Source organism: Mycolicibacterium sp. Y3 (assembly GCF_051188035.1).
GTDB lineage: Bacteria > Actinomycetota > Actinomycetes > Mycobacteriales > Mycobacteriaceae > Mycobacterium > Mycobacterium fluoranthenivorans.
Window position 1 is genome coordinate 661,859 of the sequence record NZ_JAVQLT010000001.1, and the last position, 18,889, is coordinate 680,747.

Here is an 18,889-nt window from a genome sequence, read left to right on the forward strand (position 1 = left end):
ACGGGTCGAATACGATTTGCCCGTGTCGCTCACCGAGGGTCAGATTTTCGCCGGATACACCATCCGGCGGTTGCTCGGCGCGGGCGGTATGGGCAGCGTGTACCTCGCGGACCATCCGAGGTTGCCGCGCCAGGATGCGGTGAAAGTGCTGGCGGCGACCCTTACCGTCGATCCGGAGTACGCACCGCGGTTCCGGCGCGAGGCGGACCTGGTGTCCACCCTGTCGCATCCCAACATCCTCGGCGTGTACGACCGCGGTGAGGTTGACGGGCAACTCTGGATCTCCATGGTCTACGTGGCGGGCACCGATGCGGCCCGGTTGTTGCGCGACCACTACCCGAACGGGATGCCCGCCCACGTGGCGTTGCCGATCATCGCCGGCGTCGCCTCGGCCTTGGACTATGCGCATCAGCGTGGCCTACTGCACCGAGATATCAAGCCGGCCAACATCTTGCTGGAATCCGAGACCTCGCGCATCTATCTGGCGGATTTCGGCATCGCCCGTCCGATGGACGACTCGACCAAGCTGACCGCGACCAACATGGCGGTGGGCACGGTGGCCTATGCCGCACCCGAGCAGCTGCGCGGCGACCCGATGGACGGCCGGACCGATCAATATGCGTTGGCGTGCACCGCGTTTCACCTACTCACCGGCACCACGCCGTATGCCGACAGCAATCCTGCGGTGGTGATCACCAAACACGTCACCGCGCCCGCGCCGTCCCTGGGTGAGCGCAGGCCGGAACTGCGCGGGCTGGATCCGGTGTTGGCCCGGGCGATGGCCAAGTCCAAGGAAGGCCGATACCCCACCTGCGGCGAGTTCGCGCATGCGCTGCAGTATCAGCTCGGGGCGCCGGTGCCGGAGCCCCGAAGTCATCCCACCTTGCCCGCGACTCCGCCACCTCCACCGCCGCCGGCTCAGCCGCCCGCGGAACAGGAACCGGAACCGGGATCCAGGCGCATCTCCAAGCCACTGGTGGCGGTGCTGTCGGTGCTCGCCCTGGTACTGGTCGCCGGCGCCGTCTTCGCGGGTGTGCGGTTGTCGTCACGCGACGGCAAGCCGGCGGCCACGCCGGCCGCCCCCACCGCGCAGGTGGCCTCCGGATCGGGATTCACCGGCTTGTACCGGGCCGATTTCGGGCCGGGCACCGACCTGGAGGGCAACCCGGTTCCGGGGGCGGCAGCCACGACGGGCACCTACGACGTCCGGTCCGCATGCGGTTCGAACGGCTGCATCGCCACCGCGTCCTATGTCGGGGACAGCGGCATCGTGCTCGTCTCGGATATGACCTTCGACCAGATCGCCGGCGCCTGGGTCGCCGTGGCCACCGCGTCGGTGCAGTGCCCCGACGTTCCCACCGAGGTCTGGGTCGTGTACACCCTCACCCCGCAGCCCGACGGCACCCTGACCGGGGAGACCACCAGAGCCACCGCGAACAACTGCGGTAGCGGCAAGCGGACGGTCACGTTCACCCGCACCGGTGAGAACGCGCGCAGCACACTGCCCGACCCGGCGACCCTGCCGCCGCGGACGACGTCCCCGGCATCGGGGTTGCACGGGCGCTACCACGAGTCCACCGTCTACGCCACGGGCGGTTTCGCGCCCGGAGCGCCGGACCTGCAGGTCCGCACCCACTGCCTGCGCACCGGCGATCGGTGCATCAGCACGTTCCACGCCATGGACGGTGTGGTGACGCTGGTCTTCGCCGACGGCAAATGGGTGCGGGACGAGGAGGGCACCGTGCCCTGCGCGATGGGCGGCACGACCCACACCAAGATCACCGCCGAATACCCGTTGCCGGGCGATGGCCAGGATCCGATCCCCGTGCTCAGCGGAAAGGGTCAGAACGTGTCGACCGGTGGTGAGTGCAAGGGCGGCGATTTCACCGACAAGTTCGTCCGAACCGGCGATTGACGCGCTAGGGTCGGGACGCAATGACTACACCAGATGCGTTGCGCCGCCTCACGAAACACGGCCTCACGCTTGCCACCGTCGTACTGCTGGCCGCATGTTCGCACGCCAACGAGGGTCCGGTAGCGTCGAGTTCGGTTGCGGCACCGACGGCTTCGGCGCTGCCCGTCATCAGTCCCGACCAGCTCAATGTGGGCAACTACCTGAGTGCACCGCGTCCGGTGTTGGGCGCGGCCGGATCTGTGGAAGCGGGCGCCGCGGCCGAGGCGCGCCGCATGGCCGAGTACGTGATCGGGCCGTGGGATGTCGACGCCTCGTTGATCGACCCTTACCTGGGCACGTACTACGTCATGGACACCCCGGCCGTGTTGGCCCAACTGGGCCCGGAGGCCATTGCCGAGGCAGCCCAGAGCCACGGCTTCGTCGGCGGCTTCGCGTCCGCCCGCAAATCGGACCAGGCCGTACTGGTCAACGCGGTGTTGCGGTTTCCGGATCCGGCGGCCGCCGCCGCAGCGGCGGGCGCGATGGCCGACGCCGCCGCAGCCAGTCCGATCCGTGGGGTTCGGCCGGAGCGCACGCCGATACCCGGCCACCCCGAAGCCACGGCCGTCTCCTATCCCTTCACCCCGGAGGGATCGGATCACCCCTGGACCGTGGTGCGGTCGTTCAATCCGCACGGGACCTTCGTGCTCACCCAGTTGACGCAGACCTCGGCCGGCCCGGATGCCGCCACCGGGCTGGTCGCCAAGGCGATCGCGACGCAGGGCCCGGTCATCGAAGGATTCACGCCGACGGATGTGGCGGCATTGGCCCAGATTCCGCTGGACCCGACCGGACTGCTGGCCCGCACAGTGCTGGTCACCGGTGAGGTCAAGCCGACCAAGAACTCCGTGTACCCGGCCCGGGCGGCCATGCACTTCCAGAGCGACCCCGTCGCGTCGAAGAAGTTGTTCGCCGACACCGGTGTCACGGCGGTGGCGATGGCCCAGGCCAATGTCTACCAGTCCCGCGATTCGCAGACGGCGCAGGCCATCACCAAGGGCTTCGACAACGAGGTGTTGTTGCAGGGGGCGAAGCCGGCCGACCAGGTTCCGGCGCTGCCGCAGAGTCATTGCGCGGCTCGCCCCAAGGGCTTCTACTGCGTGGCACCGGCCGGCCAGTACGCGATCGAGGCGAACGGTGTCGGGCTGCCCGAAACCCAGCAGTTGGTGGCTGCCCAGTACGTGTTGCTCACCCAGAAATGAGCGGCTCGGTCAGCATCACCGGCGCTTGCGCCATGAAGCGCGGCGTGTGACCGCGGTGCTGGTCGGCAGCATGCACGGTGAACGGGTGCAGCAGATACATGTCGCCCGGATGACCGGTGGCGTGGGCCAGCGGCCGGTCGGCGCTGACGGCGTCGACGTGTTGGCCCGCCGTGACGGCGTCCAACGGTTCATCACCGAGCACGCTCGCCACGTCCCGGTGTGAGCCCACTCGGACCCGGGTCGGTGCGTCGTCCGGGCCCACCTCGGACAGCAGGGTGAGCACCAGAACCGTATGTGGATGCGCCGATACCGCCCACGAACCGTCGGGCAGTGGGGTGTTCAGGTCGATATGCCAGCCCCGGTCGTCTTCGTCTGACGGCAGCGGAAACCGGATAACGATGTTGCCCAGCGATCCCCGCGGAATCCAGCGCCCGGCGCCCAGCACCGCGTCGAGCGCGGACGACAGCCCCGGGTGTCCGGCCAGCTCGCGAAACGGCCCGGCGCCCGACAGGTCCGAGGTCCACACCACCGGCTGCGTCCACTGCTCGGGCCGGTTCGCGGACAGCCCGATCCGCTGCCACAGCAGGGTCTGCGCGGCGCGGGCGGCGGCGCGTACCGCGGTGCCGTCGATGCGAAGGTACCCGTCGCGATGGAACGCGTCAGCGTCGGTCACACCCGCCAGGATGCCTGCTGGGTGTGACCGACGCCAACGGTTTTCGGGTCAGCGGATCGCCAGACCGGTGATCGCGCGTGAGATCACCAGGCGCTGAATCTCACTCGTGCCTTCGAAGATGGTGAAGATCTTTGCGTCACGGTGCATGCGTTCCACCGGATAGTCACGGGTGTAGCCGTTGCCGCCGAGGATCTGGATGGCCTCGTCGGTGACGTAGACCGCGGTCTCGCTGGCCACCAGCTTGGCCATCGAGCCCTCGGCGCTGTCGAAGCTCTGGTTGTTGCGTGCCATCCAGCCGGCCCGCCACACCAGCAGCCGGGCGGCGTCGATCCGGCACTTCATATCCGCCAGTTTGAACGCGACCGCCTGGAACTCGCCGATCTTGCGGCCGAACTGCTCACGCTGGCTGGCGTATTCGAGCGCGTACTCGTAGGCGGCGCGCGCCACCCCCACGGCCATCGCACCGACGGTCGGGCGGGTGCGCTCGAAGGTTTTCATGGCCGCCTGACCGCCGGCGGAGGCGCCCGATTTCACCCGGGCCACCCGCTCCTCGAACTTCTCTCGGCCGCCGAGGATCAGGTCTTCCGGCAGCCGGACGTTGTCGAGGACGACCTCGGCGGTGTGCGAGGCGCGGATGCCGTGCTTCTTGAACTTCTGGCCCTGGGTCAGACCGTGGGTGTCGGGCGGGATGATGAAGGTGGCCTGCCCGCGGGATCCCAGTTCTGGATACACCGAGGCGACCACGATGTGCACGTTGGCGATCCCGCCGTTGGTGGCCCAGGTCTTGGTGCCGTTGAGCACCCACTCGCGGGTGGCCTCGTCGTAGCGGGCCCGGGTGCGGATGGCGCCGACGTCGGAGCCGGCGTCGGGCTCGGATGAGCAGAACGCGCCGAGTTGGGGTTCGCCCGGGGTGCCGAACATCGCCGGCAGCCACTGGCCGATCTGCTCGGGAGTTCCGTTGCCGGCCAATGCCGCTGCGGCCAGGCCGGTGCCCAGGATGGACAGCGCGATACCGGCGTCACCCCAGAACAGTTCCTCGAACACGGTGAGGAAGCCCAGCCCGCTCGGCTCGGCGGCCTGCGTCCCGAAGAATTCGGGGGAGTACAGGCCGACCTTGGCCGCCTCGGCGATGATGGGCCACGGTGTCTCCTCCCGCTCATCCCATTCGGACGCGGCGGGGCGGACGATTTCGGCGGCGAACTGGTGCACCCAGTCGCGCACCTCGACGACGTCATCGGACAGTTGAAGTGAGAAAGTCATGCTCGCTCCTGAATTCGATTGCTGCTCAAGGATTCTTGGGGATGGTGTGTCGTTCCAGCACGGCGGTGGTCTGGTCGACCCAGGCTTCGAAATAGCGGTCGTCGTCGACATTGCCCGGGGTTCGGGTGGTCAGGGCGCGGAGCGTGGCGAAGTAGCTCAGCGAGGCGATGGCCACCGCGGCGGCGGCCTCGGGATCGGGGATGCGGGTGCGGCCCGACGTGTTCAACCGGGTGAGCTCGTCGGCGAAACGTTGATAGGCGTTGTCGGTGATGATCTGCCACGTCTTCTCGTCGAGGTCGCCGAGCTCGTCGGGTTCGCGCAGCATGACGCGCAGCAACTCTTCGCTCTCGGTCAGGTTGCTCCAGATCAGCCGGCCCGCCATCCGGACCGAGGCCACCATGCCCTGCGGTTCGCCCGAGTCGTATTCCTCTCGAGCGGTCACGATCTTCTCGATACGGCTGGTGATCGCCGCTTCCAGCAGGGCACGCTTCGAGCTGAAGTGCTTGTACAGAGCGCCGGACCCTGGGGCCAGACCGGCAGCCTGCTGGATATCGGCCACCGACGTCGCCGCATAACCTTTGGCCGCGAACAGTGCCAGCGCGGTGGCCATGAGTTGATCGCGACGGGAGACGGTCACGAGGTGAGAGAGTACTCACTCACGCGCGAGCCAGCAAATCCTGATGCACGCCCACGTACCCTCGGTGGACATGACGGAGACGCGGCCGCCGGTCGCCACGCTGCTGGCCCACGCGGGTGGCATTCGCGGGCTCATCCACACCGCCCTTCCGGTCACCGTGTTCGCGGCGACCTCCGCCGTTGCCGGCCTGGTGCCCGCCGTCGCCGCCGCGGTCGGCGTCGCGGTGCTGATCCTGGTGTGGCAACTGGTGCGCCGTGCCTCCACCCGTCCCGCGCTGTTCGGGTTCGCCGGGGTCCTGGTATGCGCCGGCCTGGCTTTCGTCACCGGTCAGGCCCGGGACTTCTATCTCCCCGGCATCTGGATGTATCTCGGCATGGCCATCGCCTTCACGGTGTCGGTGCTCATCCGGCGGCCACTCGTCGGTGTGGTCTGGGCGCGTGTCACCGGCCGCGACGACAGCTGGCGCGCCATCCGGCGGGCGCGGCTGGCCTTCGACGCCGTCACCGTCGTGATGGCACTGGTGTCCTGGACCAGGTTCTTCGTGCAGTACCACCTGTACGAGTCGAATCAGGCCGAGTTGCTGGCGATCGCCCGGGTCGCGATGGGCTGGCCCGTCTTCGCCGTCACGTCCTCGCTGATCTACCTGGCGATCCGCACCGCGATCAGGGCGGTGCCGCGGCCGGGCTGAGTTTCGGTGGCCCGCGCTGCGGCCGACACAAGCGCGAGCGTGTTGCGGAAACTTAACGATTCGGTGGTGTCTCGGCGTTGACGCTCGCGCAATTACTCGGGTCGTGGTCAGGTGGAAGGTGATGTCTACTTCCACGCTCTCCGTTGTCCGCCTGGCCGCATCCGCTGCGGCGGGCCTGACGCTGCTCGCGACCGCGGCGGGGCTGGCCGGTGCCGCTCCGGACAGTGACAGTCAGGGCTACGTCGACTCCACGGCCCGGTGCAGCGCCCCCGCGGTCGCGGTCCTGTTCGGCAGCACCTCCAGCTCGCGCATCGCCATCTGCAAGACCTCCAGCGGTGGCTACGAGTATCGCGGCGTGCGGGTGCGCGACGGTGCCAAGCTGGTTCTGAACGCCACCGCCTCGAACGGCGGGTACGTCGCCGAGAGCGACGGCGTCACCTACACCGTCACCCCGAACGGGCTGAAGGTGAGCACCAGCGGCACCGTCATCCGCAACGAGCCGCTCACCGATGTGCACGAACCGCAGGGGACCACCACAAGTGGCACCGCGACGACCGTGACCACCACGGTGACCTCCACGACGTCCACGACACCTTCTTCCACCACACCGACGTCCACCACGCCGCTGCCGCCGCCGTTGCCCGCGGAGGTGGGCGCCCGCTGAGGGGTCCTCGGGCGCGGTATTACTGAAAATCGTTACCATTAAGGTATGCCTGTTGTCACCCGTTGGCTGCTTCGCGTACCTGATCTGGATGAGATCCGTAGCGGCACCATGTATCTCACCGTTCCGCTGGTCGACGATATGATCCAGATCGGCCTGGGCGGCCAGTACCGCACAGGCGCCATCGAGGTGTGCAAGAGCCGCGCTGCGCTCACCGTGATCCGAACTGACGGCGCCCCGCTGCAGGCGCAGATCGTGCGCGACGGTGCGCGGATCACCGTGCTGCGGGAACCCGTGCCCCAACTGCAGCTCACCCGGGTCGGTCCCGCGGTGTGGCTGGTGCCCGGTGGTGTCCCGGTCGGGCGGGTGGCAGATCTGGAGCGACTGGTGCGGACGGTGGCCACTTTCGGTGTGGCCAAGCAGCGCCGGGGTGAGCGAGGCGCGCCGACCTCAGCCGCAGTATGAGTGGGTCGCGAAAGCCAACGCGTCCCGGTAGTCCGGGTCCAGGCCGTAAGCCGTTGCCGCGTTGTCGGCTGCATCGCGCAGGGCCGGGACGCAGGCCGGCGAATGCAACAGGTCCCATTGTGCGGCAAGCTCGTCGACGATCGTCGTGTTCAGCGCGTCGATGCGGGACCGGGACGCGGACAGGTCGGGCGCCGACGGCGGCGCGGCGGCGGGGTCGAGTTTCCATTCCGCGAACCGGCGGTACTCGACCGCCTCGGTGGCGTGGATCTGGTCGGTGAAAATCCGCCTGACGTAACCGGCGTCGATACCGCGGTTGTTCGCCGTCGTGGCGACGGCGTCGAGCACCTGTTGGACGCGCACCGGATCCTCGATGTCCCCGTGGGTGATCCACTTGACCGCGGCGACAGGGTCGGCGACCTGCAGCCGTTGCGCGGCCGCGGAGACCAGGGCGTCCAGCGGACTGGGCATAGCGTGCGCCACCCCCGGTGTCGCGGACGCGACGCTGACGGCGGCCAGCGCGGCAAGGCCCATACGTCGCAGCATCACCGGGCTCACCCGCGCAGTGCGGCGGTGCCGGGTTCGGCGGCGACCGCCAGCAGGCGCTGGGCGCGGTCGAGCAGGATGCGGTGCAGATCGCCGTCGGAGATATCGCTCAGGTGCGGTTCGGTGGTGCTGCCGAAGATGCCCGCGGTGATCATCCCGATCGTGACCCGGGTCTCGACGTCGACGGTCGGGCCGATCAGCAGCTCGCGCAGGCGATCACCGCAATCCTCGAACTCCTTGTGCGCCCGGACGAGCTCGAGCACCGCGGGATCGCCGTAGAACAGGGTGCCGATGCGCCGGTGCCGGATCGCCATCTCGACGAAACCGCTGATGGTGGCGTCGCGGCGGGAGTCGGGATTGGAGATGGTCTCGGCGATCCGGACCAGCCGGTCCATATCGTCGAACACCGGGCGGACCACGGACAGCACGATGTCGTCCTTGGTGTGGAACTGGTAGTAGATCGCGGCCTTGCTGACGCCGAGGTGGTCGGCGATCATCTGCAGCGAGGTGCCGTTGACGCCACGCTCGGCGAACAGATCGAGGGCGGCGTCGAGGACGCGTTCACGCGCGAAGCCGCGCTGAGCCACTGGCTTGGCCATCCGACCGCCTCCTTTCCCGGATCTGGTCCCTGATCTGGCTGTGACCTGCTGCGCATCTTCGCACGGACAGTATCCGCCGTCACAGACTTTGACGTTCGTCTTGTCCTAACTTAGCCGATTGGCTAATCTCGTCCAGTCGAGTAGCCAGGCTAAGTGAGGCTGTTCAGGGATCGGACGGAGTCGGGCGATGAACGTATTGAAGCGGGTGTGGATACCCCTGGTCATCGTCGTGGTGGTGGCCGTCGCGTCGTTCACGGTGATGCGGGTCCGCACGTTCTTCGGTACCGGCCCGGGCTATATCTCCACGGAGAACAGCGCCGGCGACGACACCAAGCCGTTCGACCCCAAGGTGGTGAAGTACGAGATCTGGGGCGAGCCGGGTGCGACGGCGAACGTCAACTACATGGACCTGGACGCCAAACCGCAGCGTGCCGACAATGTCGCGCTGCCCTGGACGCTGACGCTGAGCACCACAGCGCCCTCGGTCTTCCCCACGATCTCCGGCCAGGGTGACGGCTCCAGCCTTTCCTGCCGCATCACCGTCGACGACGAAGTCAAAGACGAACGTACTGTCGACGGTGTCGGCGCCCACACCTACTGCTTGGTGAAATCCGCATGAGTGCACCCCACGACGACATGAGTGCTCCGCACGAGCCGCCCACCGACGCCTTCGCGGCCACCCCGCGAGCCGCCGGGCACGACCGTGGCGGCATCGCGAAATGGGTACGCACGCTTGCCGTCCCGATCATCATCGGCTGGGTGGCGGTCGTCGCGCTGCTCAACGTCATCGTCCCGCAGCTCGAAGTGGTGGGGCAGATGAAGGCGGTGTCGATGACCCCCGACGCCGCACCGTCGATGATCTCGATGAAGCGGGTCGGCGAGAACTTCCACGAGTTCAAGTCGAACAGTTCGGCGATGGTGGTGCTGGAGAGCGATCACCAGCTCGATGACGCCGCGCACAAGTTCTACGACGAGATGATCAAGAAGCTGGAAGCCGACACCAAGCATGTCGAGCACATCCAGGACATGTGGGGTGATCCGCTGACGGCGGCCGGCGCGCAGAGCGCGGACGGCAAGGCCACCTACGTGCAGGTCTACACGGCCGGTAACCAGGGCGAGTCACTGGCTAACGAGTCCATCGACGCGGTGAAGGGCGCCGTCGACAGTCTGACGCCGCCACCGGGGGTGAAGGTCTACGTCACCGGTCCGGCCGCGATGACGGCGGATCAGCAGATCGCCAGCGACCGCAGCCTCAAGGTGATCGAGGCGCTGACGTTCGCGGTGATCATCGTGATGATGCTGCTGATCTACCGATCGGTGGTCTCGGTGCTGCTGACCTTGGTGATGGTGGTGCTGGGCCTGGCCGCCACCCGCGGTGCGGTCGCGTTCCTCGGTTACTACGACATCATCGGGCTCTCGACGTTCGCGACGAACCTGTTGGTGACGCTGGCCATTGCCGCCGCGACGGACTACGCGATCTTCCTGATCGGCCGCTATCAGGAGGCGCGCACCCGGGGTATGGACCGGGAAGCCGCTTACTACGACATGTATCACGGCACCGCGCACGTGATCCTGGGCTCGGGTATGACGATTGCCGGCGCGACGTTCTGCCTGCACTTCACCAAACTGCCGTACTTCCAATCGCTCGGTATCCCGCTGGCCGTCGGCATGGTCACCCTGGTGTTCTGTGCCTTGACCCTCGGCCCGGCCATCATCTCGGTGGCGACCCGATTCGGAAAGACGTTGGAGCCCAAGCGCAGTGCGCGTATCCGCGGCTGGCGCAAGATCGGTGCCGTGGTCGTGCGCTGGCCCGGGCCGATCCTGGTGGCGACGCTGGCGCTGTGCCTCATCGGCCTGGTCGCACTGCCCGGCTACAAGACCAACTACAACGACCGAAACTATCTGCCTGGCAATCTGCCTGCGGCCGAGGGGTACGCGGCGGCGGATCGGCATTTCAACCAGGCCCGGATGAACCCGGAACTGCTGCTCATCGAGAGCGATCACGATCTGCGGAACTCGGCGGACTTCCTGGTGATCGACAAGATCGCCAAGGCGGTGTTCCGCACGCCGGGCATCGGGCGGGTGCAGGCCATCACCCGGCCGCAGGGAACCCCGATCGAGCACACCTCGATCCCGTTCCAGATCAGCATGCAGGGCACGTCGCAGAAGATGAACGAGAAATACCAGCAGGACATGATGGCCAACATGCTCAAGCAGGCCGATGACATGCAGGTCACGATCGACAACATGACCAAGATGTCCAATATCACGGCCCAGATGGCGGCCACCACGCATTCGATGGTCACCAAGATGAAGAACATGACCGTCGATATCGCCGAATTGCGGGACCATATCGCCGATTTCGACGATTTCTTCCGGCCCATCCGCAATTACCTGTACTGGGAACCGCACTGCTACGACATCCCGTCGTGCTGGGCTATCAGGTCGATCTTCGACACCCTCGACGGTATCGACACCATGACCGACGACATCCAGAAGCTGATGCCCGATATGGAGCGTCTGGACACGCTGATGCCGCAGATGGTGGCGCTCATGCCGTCGATGATCGCGACGATGAAGAATATGAAGACCTACATGCTGACCATGTATCAGACCCAGAAGGGCATACAGGATCAGATGTCGGCGATGCAGGACAACTCGTCGGCGATGGGCGAAGCGTTCGACGCGGCCCGCAACGACGACTCCTTCTATCTGCCGCCCGAGACGTTCGACAATCCCGAATTCAAAACGGGCATGAAGAACTTCATCTCCCCCGACGGCAAGTCGGTGCGCTTCATCATCAGCCATGACGGCGATCCGATGAGCCCGGAAGGCATCTCGCACATCGAGGCCATCAAGCAGGCCGCCAAGGAAGCCATCAAGGGCACTCCGCTGGAGGGCTCCAAGATCTACCTGGCCGGTACCGCCGCCACCTTCAAGGACATGCAGGAGGGGGCGAACTGGGATCTGATCATCGCCGGGATCGCCTCGCTGTGCCTGATCTTCATCATCATGTTGATCATCACCCGCGCGATCGTCGCCTCCGCGGTGATCGTCGGCACGGTCCTGGTGTCACTCGGTGCGTCCTTCGGGCTCTCGGTGCTGTTGTGGCAACACCTGCTGGGCACCCCGCTGCACTGGATGGTCCTGGCGATGTCGGTGATCATCCTGTTGGCGGTGGGCGCGGACTACAACCTGCTCTTGGTCTCCCGGTTCAAGGAGGAGATCCACGCCGGCCTGAACACCGGGATCATCCGGTCGATGGGCGGTACCGGATCGGTGGTCACCTCGGCCGGTCTGGTGTTCGCCTTCACCATGATCTCGATGGCGGTCAGCGAGCTGACCGTGATCGGGCAGGTCGGAACGACCATCGGCCTGGGTCTGCTGTTCGACACGTTGATCATCCGGTCGTTCATGACACCCGCGATCGCGGCGCTGCTGGGCAAGTGGTTCTGGTGGCCGCAGCGGGTGCGTCAGCGCCCGGTCCCGGAGAACTGGCCGGCACCCATCCAGAAGAACCCCCAGGAGGTCCTGTCATGAAACGCGTAGCCATGGTGATGGCTGGTGCGGCAATCGCTTTCGCGACCGCAGGGGTCGCGAGTGCCGATCCGTCGTTCGACCGGGATCCCGACACCAACTTCGCCCATCAGCTGCACACCGTGGGGATCTACGGGCAGAAGGACTACAACGCCTGGATCGGCAAGATCATGTGCAAGCGGATGTACAACAACGTCGACACCGATGCGGCGCAGACGGCGACGTTCGTACGCAATCAGCTGGACCGCGACAGCAGCACCGAGCAGGTGTGGCAGTTCGTGGGGCTGGCCGTCGACTACTACTGCCCCGAAAAACGCGGCGTCATCGACCACGCTGCCTAGGAGGGAAATCACCATGATGCGCACCAACTTTCGGAACGCCGCCCGGGTAGGCCTGGCCGCCGCCGCCTTGGCCGGCGCCTTCACCACAGGCATCGCCACCTCCGGTATCGCCTCCGCCGACGCCACCGACGACTACCCCATCCCCAACCGCATCCTGCGCACCCCCTGCACCGCCGAACAGATCATGGCCGCCGCCCGCGACGTCGAACCCGTCTACTACGAGCGCTACATGATCGACTACAACAACAAACCCGCCGCCGACCAACAAGGCACCCAAGACCGCATCCACTGGTTCTTCTCCATGGACTACGCAGGACGGCGCCAATACTCCGAAGACACCGCCACCAACGCCTTCTACGAACAAATGTCCTGGCGCTGGCCCAACTGGGCAAAACTGTTCTTCAACAACAAAGGCGTCGCCGCCCACACCACCGACATCTGCCAGAACTACCCGGCCAACGACATGTCCGTCTGGGACTGGCACTAGCCTTACAACTGTTACCGCAGTCACAACGTGCCGCCCCGGGCGGTGAGTATCACAGCTGTCCGCGTATGCGGAAAACTGTTGTGACATGGTGAAATCGACAGGTGTCAGTACCCGATACCGGTGGTCCGGAGCTCGTCGATGAAGGTCCTTTCAACGACGCGAAGGAACCCCCGTACCGGATCGCCGGCGTGGTGCTGCTCGCTGTCGTGGTGTTGGTCTTCGGTCTGACGTGGGCGCAGTTCCGCGGCTATTTCGAGGACAAGGCCGCCCTGGTGGTGATGGCCGAGCGGGCCGGGTTGTCGATGGACCAGGGATCCAAGGTTACCTTCAACGGGGTGCCGATCGGGCGGCTGAAATCTGCGGGCGTGGTGACCGACGGGGGTCAGTCGCGGGCCAGGTTGGTGCTGGATGTGGAACCGCGGTATCTGAACATGATCCCGGCCAATGTGGACGCAGAATTGCGCGCCACGACGGTGTTCGGCAACAAGTACATCTCGTTCCTGTCCCCGGCCGATCCGTCGTCGGACAAGCTCAAGCCGGGTGCGGTGATCAATGCGACGAGCACCACCACGGAGTTCAACACGTTGTTCGAGACGATCATGGGGATCGCCCAGCAGGTCGATCCGGTGAAGCTGAACCAGACGTTGACCGCGGCGGCGCAGGCGCTGGACGGGTTGGGGGACAAGTTCGGTCAGTCGCTGGTCAACGGAAATGACATTCTGGGTGAGCTCAATGCCCGGATGCCGCAGATCCGCAGGGACACCAGGGGGTTGGCGGATCTGTCCGGGGTGTATGCCGATGCGGCTCCGGATCTGTTCGACGGGCTCGACCATGCGGTGGTCACCGCGAGGACGCTCAATGCGCAGCGCGGTGATGTCGACAAGGCGTTGATGTCGGCGGTCGGGTTCGGCAACAACGCCGGGGACATCTTCGAGCGTGGTGGGCCGTATCTGGTCCGTGGTGCGCAGGACCTGCTGCCGACGAGCAAGCTGCTGGACTACTACAGCCCCGAGCTGTTGTGCACGTTGCGTAACTTCCACAATGTCGCACCCAAATTCGCCGATATGCTCGGCGGCAACGGCTACTCACTGGTGCTGGCCGACGAACTGGTCGGCGCCGGAAACGGTTACGTGTATCCGGACAATCTGCCGCGGGTCAATGCGCGTGGAGGTCCGGAGGGACGGCCGGGTTGCTGGCAGCCGATCACCCGCGACCTGTGGCCGATGCCGTACCTGGTGATGGATACCGGTGCCAGCATCGCGCCCTACAACCACTTCGAACTCGGCCAGCCGCTGGCCGCCGAGTACGTCTGGGGTCGCCAGATCGGCGAACACACCATCAACCCTTGACGCCCGGTATCGACTAGTTTGACCGGGTGGCTCGTCCCAAACGCTCGAGCGCCACGGTGGTGGCGATCCTGACCCTGGTCGGTGCGCTGTTGTGCACCCTGGCGGTCGGGGGATTCCTGCTCTACCCGTATTTCGTCCTGCGGCCGTGGCTCTACCACCCGGTGCTGTTCGGCGTGCCGGGCTTCCTGCTTCTGGCCCTGGCCTGCTGGCTGGGCTTCGCCCGCACAGCGCTGAAGTGGGCGGGCGTGGCGGTGTGCGCACTGGCCGCGGTGGCCGTGGGATTCATCGGCTGGTTCGCGGCCGCGTTCGCCAGTCCGATGAACACCCCGTCCGCCTTCCCCTCGCCGGACGGTCGCGCGGACGTGGTGGTGTACCAGAGCACTGCGGGCTACGCGCCGGATATGACGTGGGAACTACGGTTGCACACCCGGCGCGGCCTGTTGTCGCGGGAGAGCAGCCTGGGCTGCGTGAATTCGGATGCCCTGTCGCTGAACCTCGTTCAGTGGATCGACGCCCACACGGTGCGGGTGGGCCTGTCCCGGGGTGGAATGGTCGACATCGTTGTCGACGACCAGGGCAGGCCCGACCGCACCGTCAACGGAGGCTGCTGACTCAGGACAGGTGGTGCACTTCCTGCAGTCCGTACACCGGAGTGGGCAAGCCCGCATGGCGCGCCTTGAGCTGTAGCGCCAGGTACAGCGAGTAGTGCCGGGACTGATGCAGATTCCCGCCGTGGAACCAGAGGTTCTCCTGCTGGGTCGGTTTCCACATGTTGCGTTGCTCGCCCTCCCACGGTCCGGGATCCTTGGTGGTCTCCGAACCCAGGCCCCACACCTTGCCGACCTTGTCGGCCACCTCCTGGCCGATCAGATCGGCGGCCCAGCCGTTCATCGAGCCGAACCCGGTGGCGTACACCACCACATCGGCGGGCAGCTCCGTTCCGTCGGACAGCACAACGGAATTCGGCGTCAGGTGCGATACGCCGCCGTGGGCCAGCTTGACGCTGCCGTCGGCGATCAGATCGCAGGCGCCGACGTCGATGTAATACCCGGAGCCACGGCGCAGGTACTTCATGAACAGGCCGGAACCGTCGTCACCCCAGTCCAGGTCGAAGCCGGCAGCCTCCAGCCGCGCGTAGAAATCCTTGTCCCGCTCGCGGATTGCGTCATAGATCGGGATCTGGAACTCGTGCATGATCCGGTACGGCAGCGACGCGAAGGTCAGATCGGCCTTCTCCGTCGTCATCCCCGCGGCCAGCGCCCGCTCCGAGTACAGGTCGCCCAGACCGAGATCCATCAGCGAATCCGATTTCACGATATGTGTGGAGGACCGCTGCACCATGGTGACATCGGCACCGTTCTCGAACAGGGCCTTGCAGATATCGTGCGCGGAGTTGTTGGAGCCGATCACCACCGCCCGCTTGCCCGCGTAACGGTCGGGACCGGGGTGGTGACTGGAGTGATGCTGATCGCCGAGGAAGACGTCCTGCCCCGGGAATGAGGGCACATTCGGCTTGCCCGACATTCCGGTGGCCAGCACCAGGTGGGCCGGGCGAAGCGTCACCTTCTCGCCGTCGCGGTCGACCTCCACGGTCCACCGCTTGTCCGCCTCGTTGTAGGTGGCTGCCACGCAGGACGTCTTCGACCAGTACGGCACCTCCATCACCCTGGTGTAGAACTCCAGCCAGTCGCCGATCTTGTCCTTGGGCGCGAACACCGGCCAGTTCTGCGGGAACGGCAGGTAGGGCAGGTGGTCGTACCACACCGGATCGTGCAGGCACAGCGACTTGTAGCGCTTGCGCCACTGGTCGCCGGGCCGCTCGTGCTTGTCGATGACGATGGCCGGCACGCCGAGCTGGCGCAGCCGCGCACCCAGCGCGATCCCGCCCTGCCCGCCGCCGACGACCACCACGTACGGCTGCTCGGAGTAGCCGAGGGTGCGCTCCTCGTCGAGCCGCTTCTCCGCCCACGACCGGGTGTCGGGGTCGGAGCCGTGCACGGCGCCGAGGGTCCGGGTGGCGCCCTTGTGCTCCTCGTGGCCCTTGAGCTCCTGGAGGGTGGTCAGCAGGGTCCAGCCTTGATCCCCCTTCAGGCGCAGATGCCCCACCCCGCGCCCGACGGCGGTCTCGAACTCGATGAAGGCAGTCGTCACCTCCCCGTCCTGAGTGGGGGTCTCGCGGGTCCGGAACCCGGAGGGGTCGGTGCCGGCCAGTCGGTTCTCCAGCATCTCGCCGATGGCGTCGCGACCCTCCAGGGTCTTGAGATTCCAGGTGAAGGACACCAGGTCGCGCCAGAAGCTGTCGACGGCGAACTTGCCGACGGCGCGCTCGATATCGCGGGTGGCCAGGGCATGTTCGAAATCTGCGAGCCAGGCGTCGACCCGCTCCTGGGGCGACAGTGTGGGCGGTGCATCGGGAAGTTCAACGGTCTGGGTCATGTGATGCAGCACACGCCGGCCCGGCGCACGTCACAAGGGTTGCAGGGGGTTGCAGCGCCCGGGTGGGCGAAGCCGACGGGTGGCGGTTCCGCACTGCAACCCCCTGCAACCCTTTCGGGTGTGCCCCGCATCACATCAGACTCCAGGCATGAAAGCAGCTGTGTACTACGGACCCAACAAGCTCGATGTCACCGAGGTGGCCAGGCCCGAGCCCGGGCCGGGCACCGTTCAGATCCAGGTCGGCTTCAACGGCATCTGCGGGACCGACCTGCACGAATACTTCGCCGGGCCCATCTTCATCCCCACCGCACCCCATCCGCTGACCGGTCAGCAGCTGCCACTGGTCATGGGGCACGAGTTCGCCGGCACGATCACCGCCGTCGGCGCGGGGGTCAAGGGTTGGGCCGAGGGTGACCGGGTGGCGGTCGAGCCGATCTACCGGTGTAGACACTGCCCCGCCTGTCAGGCCGGCAACTACAACATCTGCGCGCAGATCGGGTTCCACGGACTGATGTCCGACGGTGGGATGGCCGAGTACACCGTGGTGCCCACAGACATGTTGCACAAGCTGCCCGACAACGTCTCCCTGGAACTGGGTGCACTGGTCGAACCGATGTCGGTGGCCTACCACGCGGCGACCCTCGGTGAGCCACCCTCGGACGGCACAGCGATGGTGTTCGGTGCCGGACCGATCGGTATCGGGCTGTGGTTCGCCTTGCGGGGCAAGGGCCTTGAGGACATCTACGTGGTCGAGCCGACACCCACCCGGCGGGCGGCGATCGAAGCGCTGGGCGCCCGCACCCTGGACCCGACCGCTGTGGATGTGCCGGCGTTCATCGCCGAACACACCTCGGGCCGCGGCGCCGACGCCGTCTACGACGCGGCCGGGGTGGCGCCTGCGGTGGAAACCGCACTGGCCTGTGTGGGTGCCCGACGGCCGATGGTCAGCGTGGCGATCTACGAGAAGCCTTTGACGACACCGCTGTTGAGGCTGGTGATGAACGAGTCCCGCATCCAGGGATCGCTGTGCTACACCTCGGCCGACTTCGAGGCCGTGATCGGGCTGATGGCCCAGGGCGCCTACGACACCACCGGATGGGTGACCTCCATCGGTATCGACGAGGTGGTCGACGAGGGGTTCGACGCCCTACACGCCGGCACCAAGATGAAGGTCCTCGTCGACCCGTCCCGCTGACCGGTACGACAACCACACACCGAAAGGCACAGCACATGACACGCACCATCGACGCTCCGCTACTGGACAAGGTCGCACTGGTGACCGGCGCGGGGCGCGGAATCGGCCGGGGTATCGCCCTTGAGCTGGCCCGCCAGGGCGCCGATATCGCGCTCGTCGACACCCAGCACGACGGTATCGCCGCCGTCGCCGACGAGATCGCGCAGATCGGTTCGAAATCAACCACATTCGTGGCGGATGTGTCGGACCGCGATGCGGTGTTCGCCGCCGTGGCGCACGCGGCGTCGGCACTGGGCGGGTTCGACGTGATGGTGAACAACGCCGGTATCGCCCTGGTGGGACCGCTGGCGGAGGTGACACCGCAGGAAGTTGCCCGGCTGTGGGCCGTCAACGTCGACGGAGTGCTCTGGGGTATCCAGGCCGCGGTCGCCAAGTTCAAGGAGCTCGGGAACCGGGACAAGGGAAAGATCAGCAAGATCATCAATGCGTCGTCCATTGCGGGACACGAGGGGTTCGCGATGCTGGGCCCGTACAGTGCCACCAAGTTCGCGGTGCGGGCGCTGACGCAGGCCGCGGCGAAGGAGCACGCCGCCGACGGCATCACGGTCAACGCCTACTGCCCCGGTGTGGTCGGCACCGATATGTGGGTGGCGATCGACAAGAGGTTCGCCGAGCTGACCGGTGCGGCGGAGGGGGAGACGTTCGAGAAGTTCGCCGCGACGATCGCGCTGGGCAGGCCCGAGACGCCCGAGGACGTGGCGGGTTTCGTCGCCTATCTCGCAGGTCCCGGCGCGGACTACATGACGGGCCAGGCCGGTCTCATCGACGGTGGCATGGTGTACCGCTGAGGCCCGGGCGCCCG

At 66.5% G+C, this 18,889-nt stretch carries 19 protein-coding genes; 13 read left to right on the forward strand and 6 right to left on the reverse strand.

Features of this window, described 5'->3' with window-relative positions:
- Positions 1-22 precede the first annotated feature (22 nt).
- Positions 23-1,915: a serine/threonine-protein kinase gene (locus QN239_RS03230; RefSeq protein WP_499008155.1), complete on the forward strand. Its 1,893-nt coding sequence runs from the start codon at positions 23-25 to the stop codon at positions 1,913-1,915.
- 20 nt (positions 1,916-1,935) lie between these two features.
- Complete coding sequence (locus QN239_RS03235) at positions 1,936-3,156, forward strand: DUF7373 family lipoprotein (protein WP_499008156.1); 1,221 nt, start codon at positions 1,936-1,938, stop codon at positions 3,154-3,156.
- Here the strand turns inward: QN239_RS03235 and QN239_RS03240 are convergent.
- Genes QN239_RS03240 through QN239_RS03250 form a run of 3 tightly spaced genes read right to left on the reverse strand, consistent with a single transcriptional unit; the run spans position 3,143 to position 5,699 of the window.
- Positions 3,143-3,829: a phytanoyl-CoA dioxygenase family protein gene (locus QN239_RS03240; protein ID WP_499008157.1), complete on the reverse strand. Its 687-nt coding sequence runs from the start codon at positions 3,827-3,829 to the stop codon at positions 3,143-3,145. The two genes, QN239_RS03235 and QN239_RS03240, sit on opposite strands and share 14 nt — an antisense overlap.
- Before the next feature lie 48 nt (positions 3,830-3,877).
- A complete protein-coding gene (locus QN239_RS03245; RefSeq protein WP_499008158.1) occupies positions 3,878-5,089 on the reverse strand; it encodes an acyl-CoA dehydrogenase family protein in 1,212 nt (403 codons plus the stop codon).
- Between the two features lie 25 nt (positions 5,090-5,114).
- Positions 5,115-5,699, reverse strand: a complete 585-nt coding sequence (locus tag QN239_RS03250; protein WP_499016534.1) for a TetR/AcrR family transcriptional regulator — start codon at positions 5,697-5,699, stop codon at positions 5,115-5,117.
- A 97-nt stretch (positions 5,700-5,796) separates the two neighbouring features.
- Here QN239_RS03250 and QN239_RS03255 point away from each other — a divergent pair, with 97 nt between their 5' ends.
- The 3 genes from QN239_RS03255 to QN239_RS03265 all read left to right on the forward strand — a co-directional run bounded on the left by QN239_RS03255 (position 5,797) and on the right by QN239_RS03265 (position 7,540).
- Positions 5,797-6,414, forward strand: coding sequence for a DUF3159 domain-containing protein (locus QN239_RS03255; RefSeq protein WP_499008159.1), 618 nt, complete (start codon positions 5,797-5,799; stop codon positions 6,412-6,414).
- Between the two features lie 121 nt (positions 6,415-6,535).
- A complete protein-coding gene (locus tag QN239_RS03260) occupies positions 6,536-7,078 on the forward strand; it encodes a hypothetical protein (RefSeq protein ID WP_499008160.1) in 543 nt (180 codons plus the stop codon).
- Between the two features lie 45 nt (positions 7,079-7,123).
- Complete coding sequence (locus QN239_RS03265) at positions 7,124-7,540, forward strand: hypothetical protein (protein ID WP_499008161.1); 417 nt, start codon at positions 7,124-7,126, stop codon at positions 7,538-7,540.
- Here the strand turns inward: QN239_RS03265 and QN239_RS03270 are convergent.
- Together QN239_RS03270 and QN239_RS03275 are read right to left on the reverse strand one after the other, a co-directional pair.
- A complete protein-coding gene (locus tag QN239_RS03270) occupies positions 7,526-8,083 on the reverse strand; it encodes a chorismate mutase (RefSeq protein ID WP_499016535.1) in 558 nt (185 codons plus the stop codon). The genes QN239_RS03265 and QN239_RS03270 overlap by 15 nt on opposite strands.
- A gap of 8 nt (positions 8,084-8,091) precedes the next feature.
- Complete coding sequence (locus tag QN239_RS03275; protein ID WP_499008162.1) at positions 8,092-8,682, reverse strand: TetR/AcrR family transcriptional regulator; 591 nt, start codon at positions 8,680-8,682, stop codon at positions 8,092-8,094.
- Positions 8,683-8,869: 187 nt separating this feature from the next.
- Here QN239_RS03275 and QN239_RS03280 point away from each other — a divergent pair, with 187 nt between their 5' ends.
- The 6 genes from QN239_RS03280 to QN239_RS03305 all read left to right on the forward strand — a co-directional run bounded on the left by QN239_RS03280 (position 8,870) and on the right by QN239_RS03305 (position 15,007).
- Complete coding sequence (locus tag QN239_RS03280; protein WP_499008163.1) at positions 8,870-9,301, forward strand: MmpS family transport accessory protein; 432 nt, start codon at positions 8,870-8,872, stop codon at positions 9,299-9,301.
- A gap of 17 nt (positions 9,302-9,318) precedes the next feature.
- Positions 9,319-12,222: an MMPL/RND family transporter gene (locus QN239_RS03285; RefSeq protein WP_499016537.1), complete on the forward strand. Its 2,904-nt coding sequence runs from the start codon at positions 9,319-9,321 to the stop codon at positions 12,220-12,222.
- Entirely contained in the window at positions 12,219-12,560 is a 342-nt protein-coding gene (locus QN239_RS03290) for a DUF732 domain-containing protein (RefSeq protein ID WP_187097641.1), read from the forward strand. Before QN239_RS03285 ends, QN239_RS03290 begins: the two co-directional genes overlap by 4 nt.
- A 16-nt stretch (positions 12,561-12,576) precedes the next feature.
- On the forward strand, positions 12,577-13,047 hold the full coding sequence (locus QN239_RS03295) for a DUF5078 domain-containing protein (protein WP_499016539.1): 471 nt from the start codon (positions 12,577-12,579) through the stop codon (positions 13,045-13,047).
- Between the two features lie 101 nt (positions 13,048-13,148).
- Positions 13,149-14,396: an MCE family protein gene (locus tag QN239_RS03300; RefSeq protein WP_499008164.1), complete on the forward strand. Its 1,248-nt coding sequence runs from the start codon at positions 13,149-13,151 to the stop codon at positions 14,394-14,396.
- A 26-nt stretch (positions 14,397-14,422) separates the two neighbouring features.
- Positions 14,423-15,007, forward strand: a complete 585-nt coding sequence (locus QN239_RS03305) for a hypothetical protein (RefSeq protein ID WP_499008165.1) — start codon at positions 14,423-14,425, stop codon at positions 15,005-15,007.
- Between the two features lies 1 nt (position 15,008).
- Here the strand turns inward: QN239_RS03305 and QN239_RS03310 are convergent, their stop codons facing one another.
- A complete protein-coding gene (locus QN239_RS03310) occupies positions 15,009-16,832 on the reverse strand; it encodes an NAD(P)-binding domain-containing protein (protein WP_499008166.1) in 1,824 nt (607 codons plus the stop codon).
- Between the two features lie 148 nt (positions 16,833-16,980).
- Here QN239_RS03310 and QN239_RS03315 point away from each other — a divergent pair, with 148 nt between their 5' ends.
- The gene (locus QN239_RS03315) at positions 16,981-18,027 is read left to right on the forward strand and encodes a 2,3-butanediol dehydrogenase (RefSeq protein ID WP_499008167.1); all 1,047 of its coding nucleotides are present in this window, start codon (positions 16,981-16,983) and stop codon (positions 18,025-18,027) included.
- Between the two features lie 35 nt (positions 18,028-18,062).
- Entirely contained in the window at positions 18,063-18,875 is an 813-nt protein-coding gene (locus QN239_RS03320) for an acetoin reductase (protein ID WP_499008168.1), read from the forward strand.
- Positions 18,876-18,889 lie beyond the last annotated feature (14 nt).